This window comes from Pseudomonas koreensis, from assembly GCF_024169245.1.
GTDB lineage: Bacteria > Pseudomonadota > Gammaproteobacteria > Pseudomonadales > Pseudomonadaceae > Aquipseudomonas > Aquipseudomonas koreensis_F.
The window spans coordinates 2,808,728-2,825,653 of the sequence record NZ_JALJWP010000001.1 but is presented as its reverse complement, the minus strand read 5'-3'; the positions used below and the strand labels follow the sequence as shown (position 1 = coordinate 2,825,653).

18 protein-coding genes and 1 tRNA gene are annotated in these 16,926 nt (G+C 60.1%); 4 read left to right on the top strand and 15 right to left on the bottom strand.

Annotated elements, in window-relative coordinates; translation table 11 throughout:
* Nucleotide 1 precedes the first annotated feature (1 nt).
* Together J2Y90_RS12740 and J2Y90_RS12735 are read right to left on the bottom strand one after the other, a co-directional pair.
* Nucleotides 2-979, bottom strand: coding sequence for an SDR family oxidoreductase (locus tag J2Y90_RS12740; protein ID WP_253500118.1), 978 nt, complete (start codon nt 977-979; stop codon nt 2-4).
* 19 nt (nt 980-998) lie between these two features.
* On the bottom strand, nt 999-1,229 hold the full coding sequence (locus tag J2Y90_RS12735; RefSeq protein ID WP_253500115.1) for a hypothetical protein: 231 nt from the start codon (nt 1,227-1,229) through the stop codon (nt 999-1,001).
* 118 nt (nt 1,230-1,347) lie between these two features.
* On the opposite strand from J2Y90_RS12735, the gene J2Y90_RS12730 reads away from it, so the two are divergent.
* Complete coding sequence (locus tag J2Y90_RS12730) at nt 1,348-2,337, top strand: ribonuclease Z (RefSeq protein WP_253500112.1); 990 nt, start codon at nt 1,348-1,350, stop codon at nt 2,335-2,337.
* Nucleotides 2,338-2,387: 50 nt separating this feature from the next.
* Here the strand turns inward: J2Y90_RS12730 and J2Y90_RS12725 are convergent, their stop codons facing one another.
* The 8 genes from J2Y90_RS12725 to dapA form a co-directional block, all read right to left on the bottom strand.
* Nucleotides 2,388-2,897 (bottom strand): ferritin-like domain-containing protein, encoded by a 510-nt coding sequence (locus J2Y90_RS12725; protein ID WP_253500109.1) that lies wholly within the window; start codon nt 2,895-2,897, stop codon nt 2,388-2,390.
* Between the two features lie 77 nt (nt 2,898-2,974).
* A complete protein-coding gene (locus tag J2Y90_RS12720) occupies nt 2,975-3,859 on the bottom strand; it encodes a manganese catalase family protein (RefSeq protein WP_253500106.1) in 885 nt (294 codons plus the stop codon).
* A 242-nt stretch (nt 3,860-4,101) separates the two neighbouring features.
* Nucleotides 4,102-5,457 carry a chromate efflux transporter gene (gene chrA, locus J2Y90_RS12715; RefSeq protein WP_253500097.1) on the bottom strand — a complete coding sequence of 452 codons (1,356 nt, stop codon included), beginning with the start codon at nt 5,455-5,457 and terminating at the stop codon, nt 4,102-4,104.
* A 119-nt stretch (nt 5,458-5,576) separates the two neighbouring features.
* Nucleotides 5,577-5,666 (bottom strand) — tRNA-Ser (locus J2Y90_RS12710).
* 84 nt (nt 5,667-5,750) lie between these two features.
* A complete protein-coding gene (gene purC, locus J2Y90_RS12705) occupies nt 5,751-6,464 on the bottom strand; it encodes a phosphoribosylaminoimidazolesuccinocarboxamide synthase (RefSeq protein WP_016771262.1) in 714 nt (237 codons plus the stop codon).
* A gap of 28 nt (nt 6,465-6,492) precedes the next feature.
* The gene (locus J2Y90_RS12700; RefSeq protein WP_024012002.1) at nt 6,493-7,254 is read right to left on the bottom strand and encodes an MBL fold metallo-hydrolase; all 762 of its coding nucleotides are present in this window, start codon (nt 7,252-7,254) and stop codon (nt 6,493-6,495) included.
* Nucleotides 7,255-7,260: 6 nt separating this feature from the next.
* Complete coding sequence (gene bamC, locus J2Y90_RS12695; protein WP_253500095.1) at nt 7,261-8,376, bottom strand: outer membrane protein assembly factor BamC; 1,116 nt, start codon at nt 8,374-8,376, stop codon at nt 7,261-7,263.
* Nucleotides 8,377-8,393: 17 nt separating this feature from the next.
* Complete coding sequence (gene dapA / locus J2Y90_RS12690) at nt 8,394-9,272, bottom strand: 4-hydroxy-tetrahydrodipicolinate synthase (RefSeq protein ID WP_253500093.1); 879 nt, start codon at nt 9,270-9,272, stop codon at nt 8,394-8,396.
* Between the two features lie 327 nt (nt 9,273-9,599).
* Between dapA and J2Y90_RS12685 the strand changes: the two genes are divergently transcribed.
* Both J2Y90_RS12685 and J2Y90_RS12680 read left to right on the top strand, forming a co-directional pair.
* Entirely contained in the window at nt 9,600-10,160 is a 561-nt protein-coding gene (locus J2Y90_RS12685) for a glycine cleavage system protein R (RefSeq protein WP_042607411.1), read from the top strand.
* A gap of 10 nt (nt 10,161-10,170) precedes the next feature.
* Nucleotides 10,171-10,644, top strand: a complete 474-nt coding sequence (locus J2Y90_RS12680; protein WP_041478861.1) for a peroxiredoxin — start codon at nt 10,171-10,173, stop codon at nt 10,642-10,644.
* A 121-nt stretch (nt 10,645-10,765) separates the two neighbouring features.
* Here J2Y90_RS12680 and J2Y90_RS12675 read toward each other — a convergent pair whose 3' ends face one another.
* Together J2Y90_RS12675 and J2Y90_RS12670 are read right to left on the bottom strand one after the other, a co-directional pair.
* On the bottom strand, nt 10,766-11,836 hold the full coding sequence (locus J2Y90_RS12675) for an AI-2E family transporter (RefSeq protein ID WP_041478862.1): 1,071 nt from the start codon (nt 11,834-11,836) through the stop codon (nt 10,766-10,768).
* Between the two features lie 31 nt (nt 11,837-11,867).
* Complete coding sequence (locus tag J2Y90_RS12670) at nt 11,868-12,107, bottom strand: sulfurtransferase TusA family protein (RefSeq protein WP_253500091.1); 240 nt, start codon at nt 12,105-12,107, stop codon at nt 11,868-11,870.
* Nucleotides 12,108-12,204: 97 nt separating this feature from the next.
* On the opposite strand from J2Y90_RS12670, the gene J2Y90_RS12665 reads away from it, so the two are divergent.
* Nucleotides 12,205-13,638, top strand: coding sequence for a M48 family metalloprotease (locus J2Y90_RS12665; protein WP_253500089.1), 1,434 nt, complete (start codon nt 12,205-12,207; stop codon nt 13,636-13,638).
* Between the two features lie 79 nt (nt 13,639-13,717).
* On the opposite strand, the gene J2Y90_RS12660 is transcribed toward J2Y90_RS12665, so the two are convergent.
* The 3 genes from J2Y90_RS12660 to J2Y90_RS12650 all read right to left on the bottom strand — a co-directional run bounded on the left by J2Y90_RS12660 (nt 13,718) and on the right by J2Y90_RS12650 (nt 16,921).
* On the bottom strand, nt 13,718-15,151 hold the full coding sequence (locus J2Y90_RS12660) for a DegQ family serine endoprotease (protein WP_301291653.1): 1,434 nt from the start codon (nt 15,149-15,151) through the stop codon (nt 13,718-13,720).
* A gap of 208 nt (nt 15,152-15,359) precedes the next feature.
* Entirely contained in the window at nt 15,360-16,325 is a 966-nt protein-coding gene (locus J2Y90_RS12655; RefSeq protein WP_253500087.1) for a MucB/RseB C-terminal domain-containing protein, read from the bottom strand.
* A gap of 8 nt (nt 16,326-16,333) precedes the next feature.
* Nucleotides 16,334-16,921, bottom strand: coding sequence for a sigma-E factor negative regulatory protein (locus J2Y90_RS12650; protein WP_253500085.1), 588 nt, complete (start codon nt 16,919-16,921; stop codon nt 16,334-16,336).
* Between the last annotated feature and the right edge of the window lie 5 nt (nt 16,922-16,926).

The window sequence follows — 16,926 nt, the reverse complement described above, 5'->3', positions numbered from 1 at the left end:
ATCAGAACTGTAAAAGAACCACGCCCACCAGTACGGCAATTACCGCCGATATTGCCGTCACCTGAGTGGAGGTCAGCGCCAATGCCGCGTCCTTCGAACGGCCGACGAAGCGACCACGCGTCTGATGCAACCCCGGCTGCGGCTCGAACAGGTTGTCCGGATGCTCGTTATCTTCAGGCTCATTGGTCTGCTGACCGGGCCAGGCACTGCGCGCCAGCAAGCGGTCGAGCAATCCCGGCATGACGGACTGGCCAATAATCGCCTTGATCGTCGACCACCCCAGCCACAACTCTCGCGGCGGATGCTTGACCACGCTGAAAATCGCCCGCGCTGCCACGTCGGGGTCATGAATCGGCGGCACCGGTTGCGGGCATCTGGGCAGTTTGTTGCGCGCCCAGTCGAACTGCGGCGTATTGATCGCCGGCAGTTGCACCATGCATACCCGGATGCGGCTGCGTTCATGCAGCAACTCGCAACGCAATGAATCGGTAAAACCGCGCACGGCGAATTTCGCCCCACAGTAAGCGGCCTGCAGCGGGATAGCGCGATAAGCCAATGCCGAGCCAACTTGAATAATCAGCCCCTTGTTGCGCGGGCGCATCAACGACAAGGCTGCCATCGTACCGTGGACGGTGCCGAGATAGGTCACCTGAGTGACGCGCTCGATCTCCGCAGCGGACAGTTGCTCTATAGGCGAAAGCACGGTGACCATAGCCGCATTGATCCAGACCGCCAGCGGCCCGAGCGTGGCTTCCAGTTGTTGGGCAGCCTCCTGCACGGCGAGCGCATCGGCGACGTCGACGCTGACGGTTTCAACCTGAACGCCATACGCTCGCAGTTCCTCTTGCGTAGCGGCAAGTCCCGCCGGATCCCGCGCCAGCAAGCCGATGCGGTAGCCGCCAGCAGCAAACCGATGGGCCACCGCGCGGCCAACGCCAGCACTGGCGCCGCTTATCACCACCAAAGGTTGCTCCTGCATGGATCGTCCTCTCTGACGCTCAATCAATCGGCCCGATGTTGATCATCAGGTCATCACCCAGACCTTGCACCTTGGCCTGCACATCCACCGGCGTCTCGCTGGAAAAGTGCACAACGTAGCCCATGCCACTGCCGTCCTCTTCGATTGCGCTGACCCACAATTCAACCTCGTAGGCATCAAGCCCCAAAGCCTGGCCGAACTGCCGGTTGCGGTGATCGGAATCGGTTTCGTCCATCGGATATTCGCTCATTGCTCAAACCTCCTCGGGATTTGCAGATTTATCATGTTCGGAGCGGTCATAAGATGGACGCCCATAGCGCAGCATCAGTTCGATTTCTTGTTGATCACAGCCGCAACGGAGAACCATCGTGGATTTGTTGTTTCTTGGCACCTCTGCCGGCGTGCCGACCCGCCAGCGCAATGTCAGCGCCACGGCATTGATCGCCTCTGCCGGCAAAGGCTGGTATCTGATCGACTGCGGTGAAGGCACCCAGCATCAGGTGCTGCGTACACCGCTGTCGCTGAGCGAGTTGCGGGCGATTTTCATCACCCATGTCCACGCTGATCACTGCCTGGGCTTGCCGGGTCTGCTGGCGAGCACCGGTATGTCCGGACGCACCCGGCCGCTGGACATTATTCTGCCGACAGCGCTGCATCCCTGGCTGAGAATGAGCCTTGAGGTGACACAATCGCATCTGCCATTCGAGATCAACCTGCACGCGGTGGAAACGCTCACTGAGTGGCGCAACGTCAACGTTCAGGTGCAGACCGTCGAGCTTTCCCACCGTGTGCCGTGTCATGGTTATGTGTTCACCGAGTCGGACCCGGAGCCGCGTCTGGACGTGCAGCGGCTGGATGCCGAGGGCATCGAGCGCGGCCCACTCTGGGGCCAGTTGGCCCATGGTCAGGACGTGGAGATTGACGGTCGGATGCTGAATGCTCACGACTATCTGCTGAACGCGCGCCCTGATCGGCGCATCATTATCTGCGGCGATAACGATCGGCCGGCACTGCTGGCCGAGGTGGCGCAATCGGCGGATGTGCTGGTGCATGAGGCGACATTTGTACAGGCAGCAATCGACCGCGCTCGTGCCAGTTACGGCCACAGCAGCGCCGCTGCGGTCGCCGGTTTTGCCGAGGCCGCAGGGGTGCGCAATCTGGTGCTGACGCATTTCAGCGCGCGTTATCAGGCGAACCCGGCGCAGAGTCCGTCGATCGAAGATGTGCGTAGCGAAGCGGCGGCGCTGTATAACGGCCAACTGATTCTGGCGAGGGATCTGCAGCGCTACCACCTCGACCGCTTTGGTCATTTGCAGCCCGTAGCGATCGAGCGCAAACCGCTGCAGGTCGCGCCGTAATTCGATACCGCGTCCGCCTGGCTAACAGGCGGACGCTGGTGGGCAAAGGGTTACTTCTTGGCTTCCTTGTCCGGATCCGCCGAACGTTCGAGAAACGCTTCGGTCAGTTGCGGCAAGTGCTTGAGCAGCCATTCGGACATGGCCACTTCCTGCGGCAGAATCTTTTCGCAGGCCTTCTGTGTCTGCGTGTCCCCCGCCGCTTTCGCCGCCGCAATCAGCACGGTGTAGCTGGCGATTTCCATGTTCTCGAAAACGTAACCGGCCATGGCGCCCTTGATCACTTCGTCGCTCATCAAGGAGCCGCCGACCGCCTGACCGAACGCCATCAGCTTGCCGCCCAAGTCTTTGATCGTCGACGATTCACCGCCCAGACGTTGCAGGCATTCGTCGATGAGTTTCTGCTGGCCGAGGGTTTCTTCGATGTGCTGGTCGATGCGCGCCTTGAGCTTCGGGTAATGCTCCAGACGCTTGGATTGCGCCTTGAGCATCTGCTCGGCCTGTTGCTCCATGGCATGAGCGTCACGCAGCCAGTCGAGCAGGTTTTCCTGTGGAGTAGCCATTGTCGAGTCCTCTTCTTGATGATTTCACAGTGGTCAACCGGGGCGCGCCGTCGCATGCCTGGCGCGCCCCACGTGCCTTACAACCCAGGTTTGGCTTGCACGCCAGAGCCCAGATCCGCACCGGTGACCGGCTCGCTGTTGGGGTCGGACATGGTGCGCATTTTCATGTTCTCCAGCAGCGCTTCGTCGGCGCTGTCCAGTTGCACAGTGGCCAGACCATCGCCGCCGTCGACTGCTGGCGTCGGATCCTCGACAAACTCCCAATCGTCGCCCTGGTTCCACGGACCGCGCATGCTCTCGGTGCCTTGCGACATGTTGAAGTAGACGTTGGTAAATTCAGGCATGCCGGGCAGCTTGCCTTGCGGGAAGTTCGGCTGAATCGAGTGCAGGGCTTTTTCGAAGGACAACTGGTGCGCGATCTCGCGGGTCATCAGAAAGCCCAGCGCCTCTTTCACACCGGGATCATCAGTCACGTTCATCAAACGCTCATAGACGATCTTCGCCCTTGCTTCGGCGGCGATGTTGGAGCGCATGTCGGCGGTGGGCTCGCCGATGGTGTCAACGTACGCTGCCGTCCATGGCACGCCGGCCGAGTTGGTCAACGGCGAACCGGCACCGTAGAGCAGGCTGGTGATGTGCGAGTCATTGCCGTTGCCATTGAGCGAGCGATACAGCTCGCCCTCCTGCTCGACGCCTTCGGCCATCCGGCCTTTTGCGCCTTTGTTGAGCATGACGATGATCGAGCCAATGATCTCCAGGTGACTGAGTTCTTCAGTGGCGATGTCCATCAGCAGGTCTTTACGTCCCGGATCTTCCTCGGCCAGGGCTTGAGTGAAATAGCGCGAAGCCGCCGCCAGTTCACCTTGTGCACCGCCAAACTGCTCGAGCAACAGATTGGCCAGCCCCGGATTGGGCAAGGCAACACGTACGGTGTATTGAAGTCGCTTGTTATGTAGAAACATGACAAATCTCCTCAGTCGGATAAGCGTGGCAAGTCGTGGGTTAAAGCCTGCCTACCCTTTTGTGAAGCATTGTCTTTGCGGAAATTTCAAAAAATTTGAGGTAACAGGACAAATGGTTTGAACCGTGTGAGCAAGCGAAACGGCGACATGCCGCTGGTACGACGGGCACTTGGTTAAATGGAACCAATGACAAGAGATCGGGTTGTCAGTCCACGATTTCGAACTGGCTGGGCCCACCTGGGTCAACGCAGCAAATGCACCACCAACCCGACCAGCGCACATCCCAGCAACACCTGAATCACCCCGCGTTTGAAGCGAAACAGCGCAATGGCTGCGGCAATGGCAATCAATGCCGACGGCCAATCCAGGCTGCCGCTGAAGCCCTGCGGCCAGAGCACGTGGTAGCCGAAGAAACACGCCAGGTTGAGAATCACGCCGACCACCGCAGCGGTGATCGCAGTCAGCGGGGCGGTGAATTTGATTTCGTCGTGTGTCGATTCCACCAGCGGGCCGCCGACGAGGATAAACAGAAATGAGGGCAGAAAGGTGAACCACGTCACCAGCGCAGCGGCGACCGCGCCGGCAAGAAACACTTGATCGGCGCCGAACACCTGCGACACATAAGCCCCGACAAAACCGACAAACGCCACCACCATGATCAGCGGCCCGGGCGTGGTTTCGCCCAGCGCCAAGCCGTCGATCATCTGCGTCGGCGTCAGCCAGCCGTAGTGGCCGACCGCGCCTTGGTAGACATAGGGCAGCACCGCATACGCCCCGCCAAAGGTAAGCAGCGCAGCTTTGGTGAAGAACCAGCTCATCTGCGTCAGCGTGCCCTGCCAGCCGAACAGCGCCGTCAACACACCCATCGGCAATGCCCACAGCGCAACGCCGATCACAGCGAGCATGGCCAGTTTCGTCCAGCTGAAGCGGGCATGCGCTGGTGATGGCGTGTCGTCGTCGATCAACGCCGGGCCGAAAGACTTTTTCGCCGCGCCATGCCCGCCGACCCTGAACTTCTCGGGCGCCAGACGCCCGCCGAAGTAGCCAACCACCGCCGCGCCCAACACGATTAGCGGAAACGGCACATTGAACGCAAAAATTGCGGTAAACGACGCCGCCGCAATCGCCCACAACCAATTGTTCTTCAGCGCCCGCGAGCCGATGCGATGCGCCGCCTGCACCACGATGGCCGTCACCGCAGGCTTGATCCCGTAAAACAGCCCCGCCACCACCGGCACTTCACCAAAAGCGATGTACAGCCACGACAGGAAAATCAGGATGAACAGCGAAGGCAACACAAACAACGCACCGGCCACAATCCCGCCCCAGCTTCGATGCATCAACCAGCCGATGTAGGTCGCCAACTGCTGCGCCTCCGGCCCGGGCAGCAACATGCAATAGTTCAAGGCATGCAGAAAACGCCGCTCGGAAATCCAGCGCCGCCGCTCGACCAACTCCTGGTGCATGATCGAAATCTGCCCGGCCGGCCCACCGAAACTGATAAAGCCCAGCTTCAACCAGAACCAGAACGCCTCGCGCAAACTCACGGCTTGCGGCTTCACAGCGTCATCCCCCACCAACGGCTGAACTTCACTCATCGAGCTGTCCTTTTGTGCAGTCGGCAGGTTGTACCCGAAAAGCGTTGCGAACAAAACGCCAGAAACGAAAAAGCCCCCGTAATCAGCAATGATTACGGGGGCTTCGTCTTGTTCAATAATGGCGGAGAGATAGGGATTCGAACCCTAGGTACCGGTGAAGGTACAACGGATTTCGAATCCGTCCCATTCGGCCACTCTGGCATCTCTCCAACGGCGCGCATCATAACAACACTTTCGGTGGTTGCGAACCCCCCAAACGAAATTTTTTCCGTGCTATCAGATGCTTGCGTCGGTTAAAGCGGTACGCCCAGACGAGCGGCGACTTCTTCGTAGGCTTCGATGACGTCACCGAGGCCCTGGCGGAAGCGGTCCTTGTCCATCTTCTTCTTGGTGTCCTTGTCCCACAGACGGCAGCCGTCCGGGCTGAACTCGTCGCCGAGGACGATGGAGCCGTCGCTGAACACGCCGAACTCAAGCTTGAAGTCGACCAGCAGCAGGCCGGCGTCGTCGAACAGTTTGCTCAGGACTTCGTTGACCTTGAGCGACAGTTCCTTCATGCGCGCCAGTTGCTCGGCGGTGCCCCAGCCGAACGCCACGACGTGGGATTCGTTGATGAACGGGTCGCCCTTGGCGTCGTCCTTCAAGAACAGTTCGAAGGTGTACGGGTTGAGCTTCATGCCCTCCTCAACGCCCAGACGCTTGACCAGACTGCCGGCGGCGTAGTTACGCACGACGCATTCGACCGGAATCATGTCGAGCTTCTTGACCAGGCATTCGTTGTCGCCCAGCAGTTTGTCGAACTGGGTCGGCACGCCGGCCGCTTCGAGCTTCTGCATGATGAAGGCGTTGAACTTGTTGTTCACCATGCCTTTGCGATCGAGCTGTTCGATGCGCTTGCCGTCGAACGCCGAGGTGTCGTTGCGAAACAGCAGGATCAAGCGGTCAGCGTCGTCGGTCTTGTAAACCGATTTGGCTTTGCCGCGGTAGAGTTCTTCACGTTTTTCCATGATGGGCTCCGCTTGCTAAGTAGGTGGGCTAGGCGATGTGGCGCCAGTCGAGCCCTGAATCTTGATCGGCCAGTTGCAGCCAGTCCGGGTCGCACCCGAGGGTGTCGACAAAACATTGCCGGGCCAGCTGCGGCAGGTTGTTCTTGCTGCTCAGATGGGCCAGGACCAGGTGTTGCAAGCCCTGCCAGCCCAACTCGGCCACCAGGAATGCCGCCTGGTGGTTGTTCAGATGTCCGCGTTCGCCGCCCACCCGTTGCTTGAGAAAGTACGGATAGTGCCCGCGCGCCAGCATGTCGCGGCAATGGTTGGACTCGATCATCAACGCATCGAGGTCACGATAGCCATCCAGCACCCGCTCGCAGAACGATCCCAGGTCGGTCAGCAGGCCGAAGCGCCGCTGTTCCTGATCACTGAAGACGTACTGGGTCGGCTCCTGCGCGTCATGGGCCACGGCAATGACCCCGACGTTCAGCGCGCCGATCTGCAGTTGCTCGCCGCCGGCCAGAAAGCCGGCGGGTTCAAGCGGTTTGCGCATCCCGCGCAGCGTGCCGCGACTGAGGTAGACCGGCAGATTGTAGCGCCGAGACAGCAAACCCACGCCATGCACGTGGTCGGCATGTTCGTGGGTCACGAGTATCGCGCTCAGTTGCGCCGGGTGCACACCCAGGCGCAACAGGCGTCTTTCGGTTTCCCGCAGGGAAAAACCACAATCCACCAGCACGTACGTATCAGCACTGGCGATCAGCGTGCCGTTCCCTTGGCTACCGCTGCCGAGAACGGCAAAACGCATATCGGATCAGCCCAGGTTGTCCTGAATCACGCTCAACACTTTACGCGCGACATCGGCCGGCGCGACGGTGTTGATGTTCTTTTCGACGGTAACCTGGATGTTCTCGCCCACCTTGCTCAGGCGAACCTGATAACGCTCGGCACGGGCTTCGACTTCTTCCTTGCTCGGCGCGCTGCCGAACAGACCGCTGAAGAAGCCAGGCTTGTCGTCTTTGTTCTCGGCTTTTTCGGCCAGGTTGATGTAGTACAGGCCCAGGCTGCGGTTGATGTCTTCAACGCGCCATTCGCCCTGTTCCAGCGCACGGCCGACGCTCGACCAGGCGCGGTCCAGATCGGTACCGACGTTCAACACCGGGTTGCCGCTGCCGTCTTCGCTGAGGCTGACGCGGCTTGGCGCGTCGAAATCACGCGAGGCCAGCATCGACACCGAACCGCCCTTCTCCGAGGTACGGCTCATGCTCGCGAGCATGTCGTCGACCAGCGCAGCGTCCAGGCCAGTGTTGACCGAACGGTTGGTGAAAGCCACGTCGGCAGTGCTGCCGGCAGGACGCTCGGCGCTGACTACGTAGATTTCACTGGTGTTGCGCTGCACGCCCGGCTCGATACGCACGCGCACACGGGTTTCGCTGTCGCTGGCGATACCGGCCGCACTCAGGCGCTTGGCCATCGAAGCGGACAGCTCGTCGGAGTGCTGCCAGGTGGTGGTGAACTCACCGGTCTGCGGACGCTGTTCATCCAGACGGAAACCGTTGTCCTGGAAGAACTGCAGCGCCACTGGCCAGACTTCGGCCGGTGGATGCTGAGCCACGACCCAGCGCGAATCACCGCTCTTCTGCAACGAGTAATCAGTGGCATCGGCCACCGTCGACAACGGCTGGGGACGCGGAACAATGTATTCGCCCGTCGCGGTGTCGTCGGCCACGTTGCGCGGGATCGGCAACAGCGGATCGAGACGCTTGGCAGTGCTCACATCCGGTGGCAATTGCATCGGTGCAGTCTGTTGCGCTTGCAGGTAATCACTTCCACGGTCGCGGAAATAACCTTCCGGCCCCCAGACCCATCCGCAGCCACTGGTGCTGGAGATAATCAAGGCAAGTGCGGAAAGTCCGGCCATTCGCTTCATGCGTTGTACTTCCTCAATTAAACCAGGACGCTGGACTGGCGCAGGGCCGAGCGCAGCGTTTCATGACAAGGAGTGCTCAGCCAGGTCAGTGGCAGGCGGATGCCTTCGTGCATCAGGCCCATTTCGACCAAAGCCCATTTCACCGGAATCGGGTTGGCTTCGATGAACAGGTCCTTGTGCAGCGGCATCAGTTTTTCGTTGATTGCGCGTGCGGTGTCGGCGTCGCCTTTCAGCGCGGCCTCGCACAGGTCAGCCATTTCGCGCGGCGCGACGTTGGCGGTGACGGAAATATTGCCTTTGCCGCCCAGCAGGATCAGCTCGACTGCGGTCGGATCATCGCCGGACAGCACGATGAAATCCTTGCTCACGCCATCGATGATCGCTTTGGCGCGTTTCAGGTCGCCGGTGGCTTCCTTGATGCCGATGATGTTCGGCACAGTGGACAGACGAATCACAGTCTCGGCCTGCATGTCGCAGGAGGTGCGGCCGGGAACGTTGTAGAGAATCTGCGGAATGTCGACCGCTTCAGCGATGTGCTTGAAGTGCTGGTACAGACCTTCCTGGGTCGGCTTATTGTAATAAGGAACCACCAGCAGGCAGGCATCGGCGCCGGCGGCCTTGGCGTTGCGGGTCAGTTCGACGGCTTCGCGGGTCGAGTTGGCGCCGGTGCCGGCGATGACCGGAATGCGCCCGGCTACCTGTTTGACCACGGCTTTGATGACGGCGATGTGCTCTTCTACATCAAGGGTGGCCGACTCGCCGGTAGTCCCGACGGCGACGATGGCATGGGTGCCGTTCTTGAGGTGGAAGTCCACGAGTTTGCTGAGGCTGTCCCAGTCAAGACGCCCTTGTGCATCCATGGGAGTGACCAGTGCCACCATACTGCCCGCAATCATGAAACCGCTCCTGCCGGAAAAAGAGAGCGGTAATGGTACTGGCGCCAAGATGCTTGCACAAGCGAAGTACTGCGCCGCCGCCATTCCCCTTGGCGCCGCTTTTCGCTACCCTTCAGACTTTGATCGGTACAGATCAGCTTGTACGCCGGGTTCCAGCCTCCCTTTTCGGCCTCCCAGGCCCCGTTCCTGCGTCGCATCGACGCGCTCCCACACGTGGAGCGAGCCACGAGCGCCGGCCGGGTCTCTTTATACGGACCGCCAGAACAGGCACTCCCGGCCACCAATGCCCGTCAACCTACCGACCGCTCATCGCTTTAGGAATGCTGCATGTCCACCCCCACAGTTCGCGAACAATTCCTTGTCATCAGTGCCCTCGGCGCCAACCCCATGGAGCTGACCAACGTCCTGTGCCGCGCCAGCCATGAAAACCGCTGCGCCGTCGTCACCTCCCGCCTGACCCGCCACGGCGAGTGCAGCGCCCTGGTGCTGGAAGTCTCCGGTAGCTGGGACGCCCTGGCGCGCCTCGAAGGCAGCCTGCCGCTGCTGGCCAAGCGTCACGCATTCACCGTCAACGTGGTGCGTAGCGCGGCGCTGGAAAATCGCCCGCAGGCCCTGCCCTACGTGGCTTATGTAAGTTCGGCATACCGCCCGGACATCATCAATGAGCTGTGCCAGTTCTTCATGGACCACAACGTCGAGCTGGAAAACCTGACCTGCGACACCTATCAGGCACCGCAGACCGGCGGCACGATGCTCAACGCCACGTTCACCGTGACTCTGCCGGCCGGCACCCAGATCAGCTGGCTGCGCGATCAGTTCCTCGACTTCGCCGATGCGATGAACCTGGATGCCCTGATCGAGCCCTGGCGCCCACAAAATCCAATGTAAGGAAGCTTTCATGGCCGTCGTCATCGACCAACCGGTTGCGGATTTCACCGCGCCTGCGACCAGCGGGCAGACCGTCAGCCTGTCCGAACTCAAGGGCAAGCAAGTGGTGATCTATTTCTACCCGAAGGACAGCACCCCGGGCTGCACCACTCAGGGCCAGGGCTTTCGTGATCAATATGCGGCTTTCAAGGCTGCCAACACCGAAGTCTTCGGCATTTCCCGCGACAGTTTGAAGTCGCACGAAAACTTCAAAGGCAAGCAGGAATTTCCCTTCGAGCTGATCAGCGACAAGGACGAGGCGGTTTGCCAGTTGTTCGACGTGATCAAGCTGAAGAAGCTGTACGGCAAGGAATACCTGGGTGTTGATCGCAGCACTTTCCTGATTGATAAGGACGGCGTGCTGCGTCAGGAATGGCGTGGCGTGAAAGTGCCGGGGCATGTTGATGCGGTACTGGCGGCGGCTGAGGCTCTGAATAAAGCCTGATGTTTCTGTTGCGTCTTTAAAGACGCCTTCGCGAGCAGGCTCACTCCCACAGTTGGAATGCACTCAACTGTGGGAGTGAGCCTGCTCGCGAATAGCCTCTCTGCAAAATCCGGATCAACCGCTAAAGCAACGGCGCCACCACCGGCTCCTTGCGCGGCCATGCATCCAGCACAGCCTTGAACAGCGTCGCCAGCGGGATCGCAAAGAACACACCCCAGAATCCCCACAACCCGCCAAACAACAACACCGCACAGATGATCGCCACCGGATGCAGGTTGACCGCTTCCGAGAACAACAGCGGCACCAGCACGTTGCCGTCCAGCGTCTGAATGATTCCGTAGACCGCCATCAGATAAATGAACTGATCGCTCCAGCCCCACTGGAACAGCGCAATCAGCAGCACGGGCACGGTCACCACTACGGCGCCGACATACGGCACCACCACCGACAAGCCGACCAGCAACGCCAGCAGTGCCGCATAGTTCAGACCCAGCGCGATAAAAGCGATGTAGGTCACGCCGCCACAAATGACGATCTCGATGCCTTTGCCACGGATGTAATTGGCGATCTGCCGATTCATTTCCTGGGCAACGCGGGTTATCAGCGCGCGCTCGCGGGGCAGATAGCCGCGCACCCACTCGCCGATCATCGCCCGATCCTTGAGAAAGAAAAACACCAGAATCGGCACCAGCACCAGGTAGATCATGATGTTCACCAGCAGCGGCAAACTCGACAGCGAGAACGTCAGCGCCCACTGGCCGAACTTGCCTATCTCGCCCCGCGCCGCTTCGATCGCTTGCAAGACTTGCTCGTCGGACACCAGATGCGGATAGCGCTCCGGCAATAGAAGCAGCAACGATTGCCACTTGGCGAGCATACCCGGCAGTTCGTTGAACAGCGTGATCAACTGGTGCCACAACAGCGGCAGGACCACGACGATAAACAGCATCAGCGCGCCCATGAACAGGGCGAACACCAGCCCCACCGCCACGCCGCCGGGCACGCGCAGCCGCTCGAGCGTGACCACCAGGCCTTGCATCAGATACGCCAGCACCATCCCCGCCAATACCGGCGCAAGCATGCCGCCGAGGGTGAGCACGGCGGTGAAGGCGAGAACCAGCAGCACCGCCAGCACCACGGCTTCTTCATCGGAGAAGTAGCGCTGAATCCAGTCGCGTAACACTTTGAACATCAATAATCCCTTCGATTTTTAGCGCAGCGCTTCAGGCTTTCTTCAACCAGTAACGGTAGACCCCAGCCTCGTCTTCCTCACGTAGAAGTTCATGGCCGGCAAGTTTGGCAAAGGTGCGGAAGTCGCGTTGCGAGCCGGCATCGGTGGCGATCACCTTGAGCACAGCGCCGCTGGACAGTTTATTGAGTTCCATTTTCGCCTTGAGCAACGGCAACGGACAGTTCAGGCCACTGGCGTCCAGTTCCACGTCATGGGCTACAGCGTCAGTCATTGCGTCACTCCGTTCGGGTTGTCTAGCTGCCTAGAATATCTGGTCGCGGCTTCGGTGTCCGGCTACAGTAAGGTCTTTGTCCTCCAAGGCTTTGTGCATGACTTTTCTGCGCCCTACCCTGCTGACGCTCGCTTGCCTGCTCGCCTCACCAGGCTTTGCCGACGATCTGCCGTCACTTGGCGACGCCAGTTCTGCCATCGTCTCACCGCAACAGGAATACCAGCTCGGCCGTGCCTGGCTGGCCATGCTGCGCAGCCAGGTTTCCCAGCTCAACGATCCACAGCTCAAGGATTACGTCGAATCGAGCGTGTACAAGCTGGTGGAGACCAGCCAGGTTTCCGACCGACGCCTCGAATTCATTCTGATCAATAGCCCGCAACTCAACGCCTTCGCAGCACCGGGCGGTGTGGTCGGGGTCAACGGCGGTCTGTTCCTCAACGCCCAGACCGAGGGTGAATACGCCTCGGTGCTCGCCCACGAATTGGCGCACTTGTCACAACGCCACTTTGCTCGCGGAGTGGAAGCCTCACAACGCATGCAGGTGCCAATGATGGCAGCGTTGCTGGCCGGCATTGTGATTGCCGCCGCCGGTGGCGGTGATGCCGGCATCGCGACCATCGCCGGCACCCAGGCTGCGGCATTACAGGAACAACGGCGCTTCTCGCGGCAGAACGAACAGGAAGCCGACCGCATCGGCATCCTCAATCTGGAGAAGGCAGGTTACGACCCGCGCTCGATGCCGACCATGTTCGAACGCCTGATGCGCCAGTACCGCTTCGACGCCAAGCCGCCGGAATTCCTCCTGACTCACCCGGTCACCGAATCGCGTATCGCCGACACCCGCAACCGCGCAGAACAGGCGAAACCGGGTGGCATCGAAGACAGCATGCGCTATCAGTTGATCCGCGCACGGGTGCAGTTGATCTATGAGGAAACCCCGGGCCTGGGTGCCAAGCGGTTCCGCGCGTTGCTGGAAGAGAATCCGAAAAACGATGTGGCGCGCTACGGCCTGGCCATCGCCCAAATCAAGGGCGGGCAGTTGAACGAAGCGCGGGAAAACCTCAAGCAGTTGTTGGCCAAGTCGCCGAACGAGATCATCTACAACCTCGCTCAGGTCGATCTGGACATCACCAACAATCGCCTGCCTGATGCGCAGTCGCGGGTCGACCGCATGCTCACGCAGTTCCCGGGCAACTATCCGCTGAATCAGGTGCGTGTCGATCTGCTGCTGAAGCAGAATCGTGCCGCCGATGCCGAGAAAGCGCTCGACAGTCTGCTCAAGTCACGCCCGGACGATCCGGACGTCTGGTACCAGGTCGCCGAAACCCGTGGCCTGTCGGGCAACATCATTGGCCTGCACCAGGCGCGGGCCGAGTACTTTGCGCTGGTCGGCGATTACCGCCAGGCCATTCAGCAACTGGACTTCGCCAAGCGCAAGGCCGGCAGCAACTTCCCGCTGTCCTCGCGCATCGATGCCCGCCAGCGTGAGCTGATGGAGCAGGAGCGCATGGTCAAGGACATGATGGGCTGAGTTTTCCCGACAAGACAAAAGCTGCAGACACAAAAAAACCGCCTCCTTCGAGGCGGTTTCTTTTTACCTTGTTGCTGGCTTATTCAGCCAGTTTGAAGGTGATGAAGCTGGCACGACCCTGACGCAGCACGCGCATCGACACCGACCGGTTCTTCGGCAACGCCTTGGCGATGTCGGTGAACTCCTTGGCCGAGCCAATGGCCTGGTTATTCAGGTGGGTGATCACGTCACCCGGTTGCAGACCGATCAGGGCCGCAGGACCGTCCTGCACTTCCTTGATCACCACACCACCTTTGAGGTCGTAGGTTTTCTTCTGCTCGGCGGTCAATTCACCGACCGCAACACCGAGGCGGTTGCTGCTGGATTCAGCGCCGGATTTCGCCAGTGCGTTCAGCTCCTTGTCTTCATCCGGGATTGCGCCGACGGTCAGCTCGACATTCTTGCGCTTGCCTTCGCGAATCACTTCCAGATTGGCTTTGGCACCTGCCTTCAGCGCGCCAACCAGATGCGGCAGGTCAGCGGACATGACGATCGGCTGACCGTTCATGCTCAGGATCACGTCGCCAACCTGCAGGCCGCCCTTGGCCGCAGGGCCGTCATCCTGGATCTGCGCAACGAGGGCGCCGGCCGGCTTGTCCAGACCGAACGACTCGGCCAGGTCTTTGTTCACTTCCTGAATGACCACGCCGAGCCAGCCGCGGCTGACTTTGCCACCGCTCTTGAGCTGATTGGAAACGTCCATGGCCACGTCGATCGGGATTGCGAACGACACGCCCATGAAGCCACCGGAGCGGGTGTAGATCTGCGAGTTGATGCCGACCACTTCACCGTTCAGGTTGAACAGCGGGCCACCGGAGTTGCCCGGGTTGATTGGCACGTCGGTCTGAATGAACGGCACATAGTTCTCGTTCGGCAGGCTGCGACCTACGGCACTGACGATGCCTTGGGTCACGGTGTGGTCAAAGCCGAACGGCGAACCGATCGCGACGACCCACTGGCCGGCCTTCAGGTCCTGGGATTTGCCGAGCTTGAGCACCGGCAGATCCTTGCCTTCGATTTTCAGCAAGGCCACGTCGGAACGTGGATCGGTGCCGATCAGCTTGGCTTTCATCTCACTGCGGTCAGCCAGACGGACGAGGATTTCGTCGGCGTCGGCGATCACGTGGTTGTTGGTGAGGATGTAGCCGTCCGGCGAAATGATGAAACCCGAGCCCAGCGATTGCGCTTCACGCTGGCGACCGTCGCCACGCGGCGAGCGCTGCTGAGGCGGCATGCCGCGCTCGAAGAATTCGCGCAGCATCGGTGGCAGGCCTTCCAGGTCCGGCATCTGTTGATTGACTCGGCGGTCCGGCAGCTTCTGCGTGGTACTGATGTTCACCACCGCTGGCGAAGCTTGTTCGACCAACTGGGTGAAATCAGGCAGATCGGCCGCTTGCGCAGCAGGGACCGCCTGACCGAGCAACAGCACAGTGGCGAGGATGGAAAGGTAAGACTTCAAACTAGGTATCGACATACAGCTCCCGTTACGACGAGCAGGGTTAAGCGATATGGAGCAAAGGAACACCGGAAACCACAGACCGGCATTTTTGTTCCGGGAACAACAAACAAGGCCAGAGCCGTGAGGCTCTGACCTATAAAAAATTTTCAGGGGTTTTGCAAATGAAAATGCTCAGCAAACATTTCGACGTCTCGACGACGGAGTGGAAATGACTGAAATCAGCTCACTGCTTGCTGGTCGCAGCGCCATCGTTGTTACGCATCGATAGAGCGATCCGTTCAGCGGTGCCAATCGGGATCTCGCCGACCACGGTGACCATCATTTCACCTTGCGGCGTGGTCAGGCGGCGGGATACCGCGACGGTCGGGCCGAGCTGAGTGCGGGTGTCGGTGACGGTTGCACCGTTCAACGGCTCAAGAAATACGGAGAAACGCGCCAGACCATCGTCATACATCAGGCTGCTGACCTGGGTCTTGGTTTGCGCATCCTTGTGCGAACTGCTGCTGGTCAGCTCGAAACCTGGCGGCAACCAGTCCGAACGCCAATTCTGCACGGCTTTCGCTGCTGACGCCTTGTCGCTGCCGATGTTGATCGGCTTGCAATCGGCGTTTGCCAGCAATTCCTTGTCCGACGGAATTGCATCAGTGTCGAGGCTGGTGAACTGGAACCGTTCGAGCAACTGTCCCTTGTCGTTCAACAGTAACGACTTGAGTGGTAATCCGGTTTTCTTGTCCAGATGCAGCTCGAAGCCGTAGCGGTGCTGATCACGAGGGGTCAGCGACACGATCACTGCATCACGGCCGGCCACGCGCGACTTGCCAATAATGGCAAGGTCATACCAATTCTTCAGCTTTTTGGGATCCAGCGCACGGGCGGCAGCGTTGGGTGAATCACCCAGTCCCGCAATCAGGGTGCCGCTGACGCATTGAGTACGTCCATCAATGCGCACGACTTCCTGAGCCGAGCCATCGAGCTGCAACAGCCGCTCGCGGACCTGGCCATTCTGGACACGATGCCAGATGTTATGCGTGGAAAAACTGCCGTTGCGCTCGTATACGAAAGTGCCGTGGAAGCTTTGCTGCTGCTCGGCCTGGCCCAGACGGGTCAACCAGTCCTGGGCCTCATCAGCGTGGGCTGGAACAATGAACCAGCCACTGAGCAGAAGCGAAAGTAGAGGGATGGCGCGCATGATCCTCCTTAACGGTTTTCCAGGCTTGCGGCACGTGCATATGGCAGCGCGCTTTCAGTTCCTTTGAGTGCAGCCTGCTGAGCGTGCTGCCGCAGATAGCCTGGCAGACGCTGATCATGCCAGCCTGGCTGTCCTTGCAGAACGCCGTTGGCCATCGGGCCAGCCGCTTCCGAGCTCTCGCTGTAGCCAGCCAAAACGGCCGGACCCTTGACCTGTGGAGTGGCCAAAGTAGGCTGATTCGACTGCTGGGCCAGTTCAACACCGGCGATTTCGTCCTGGTTGTACAGGCGAACACCGGCCAGAACGGCCACGGTTACCGAAGCGGCAACAGCGAGGCGACCCAGGTTACGCCATGGGCTGCGGGATACTTTGGCCGGAGCCGTTTCGTCTTCCAGCGCAGCGGACACTGCCGCAGCGATATCCAGACGCGGAAGCAGCAGATCCTTGTGCATGGCTGCCCGAGCGATCTGGTAACGAGCCCAGGTCTCACGGGTATCAACATCATCCAGTGCGCTGAGCACTCGACGCAATTCCAGTTCGTCCGCTTCGTTATCCATCACTGCGGACAGCGATTCCTGCAGGGCTTCACGACTCATGGCGT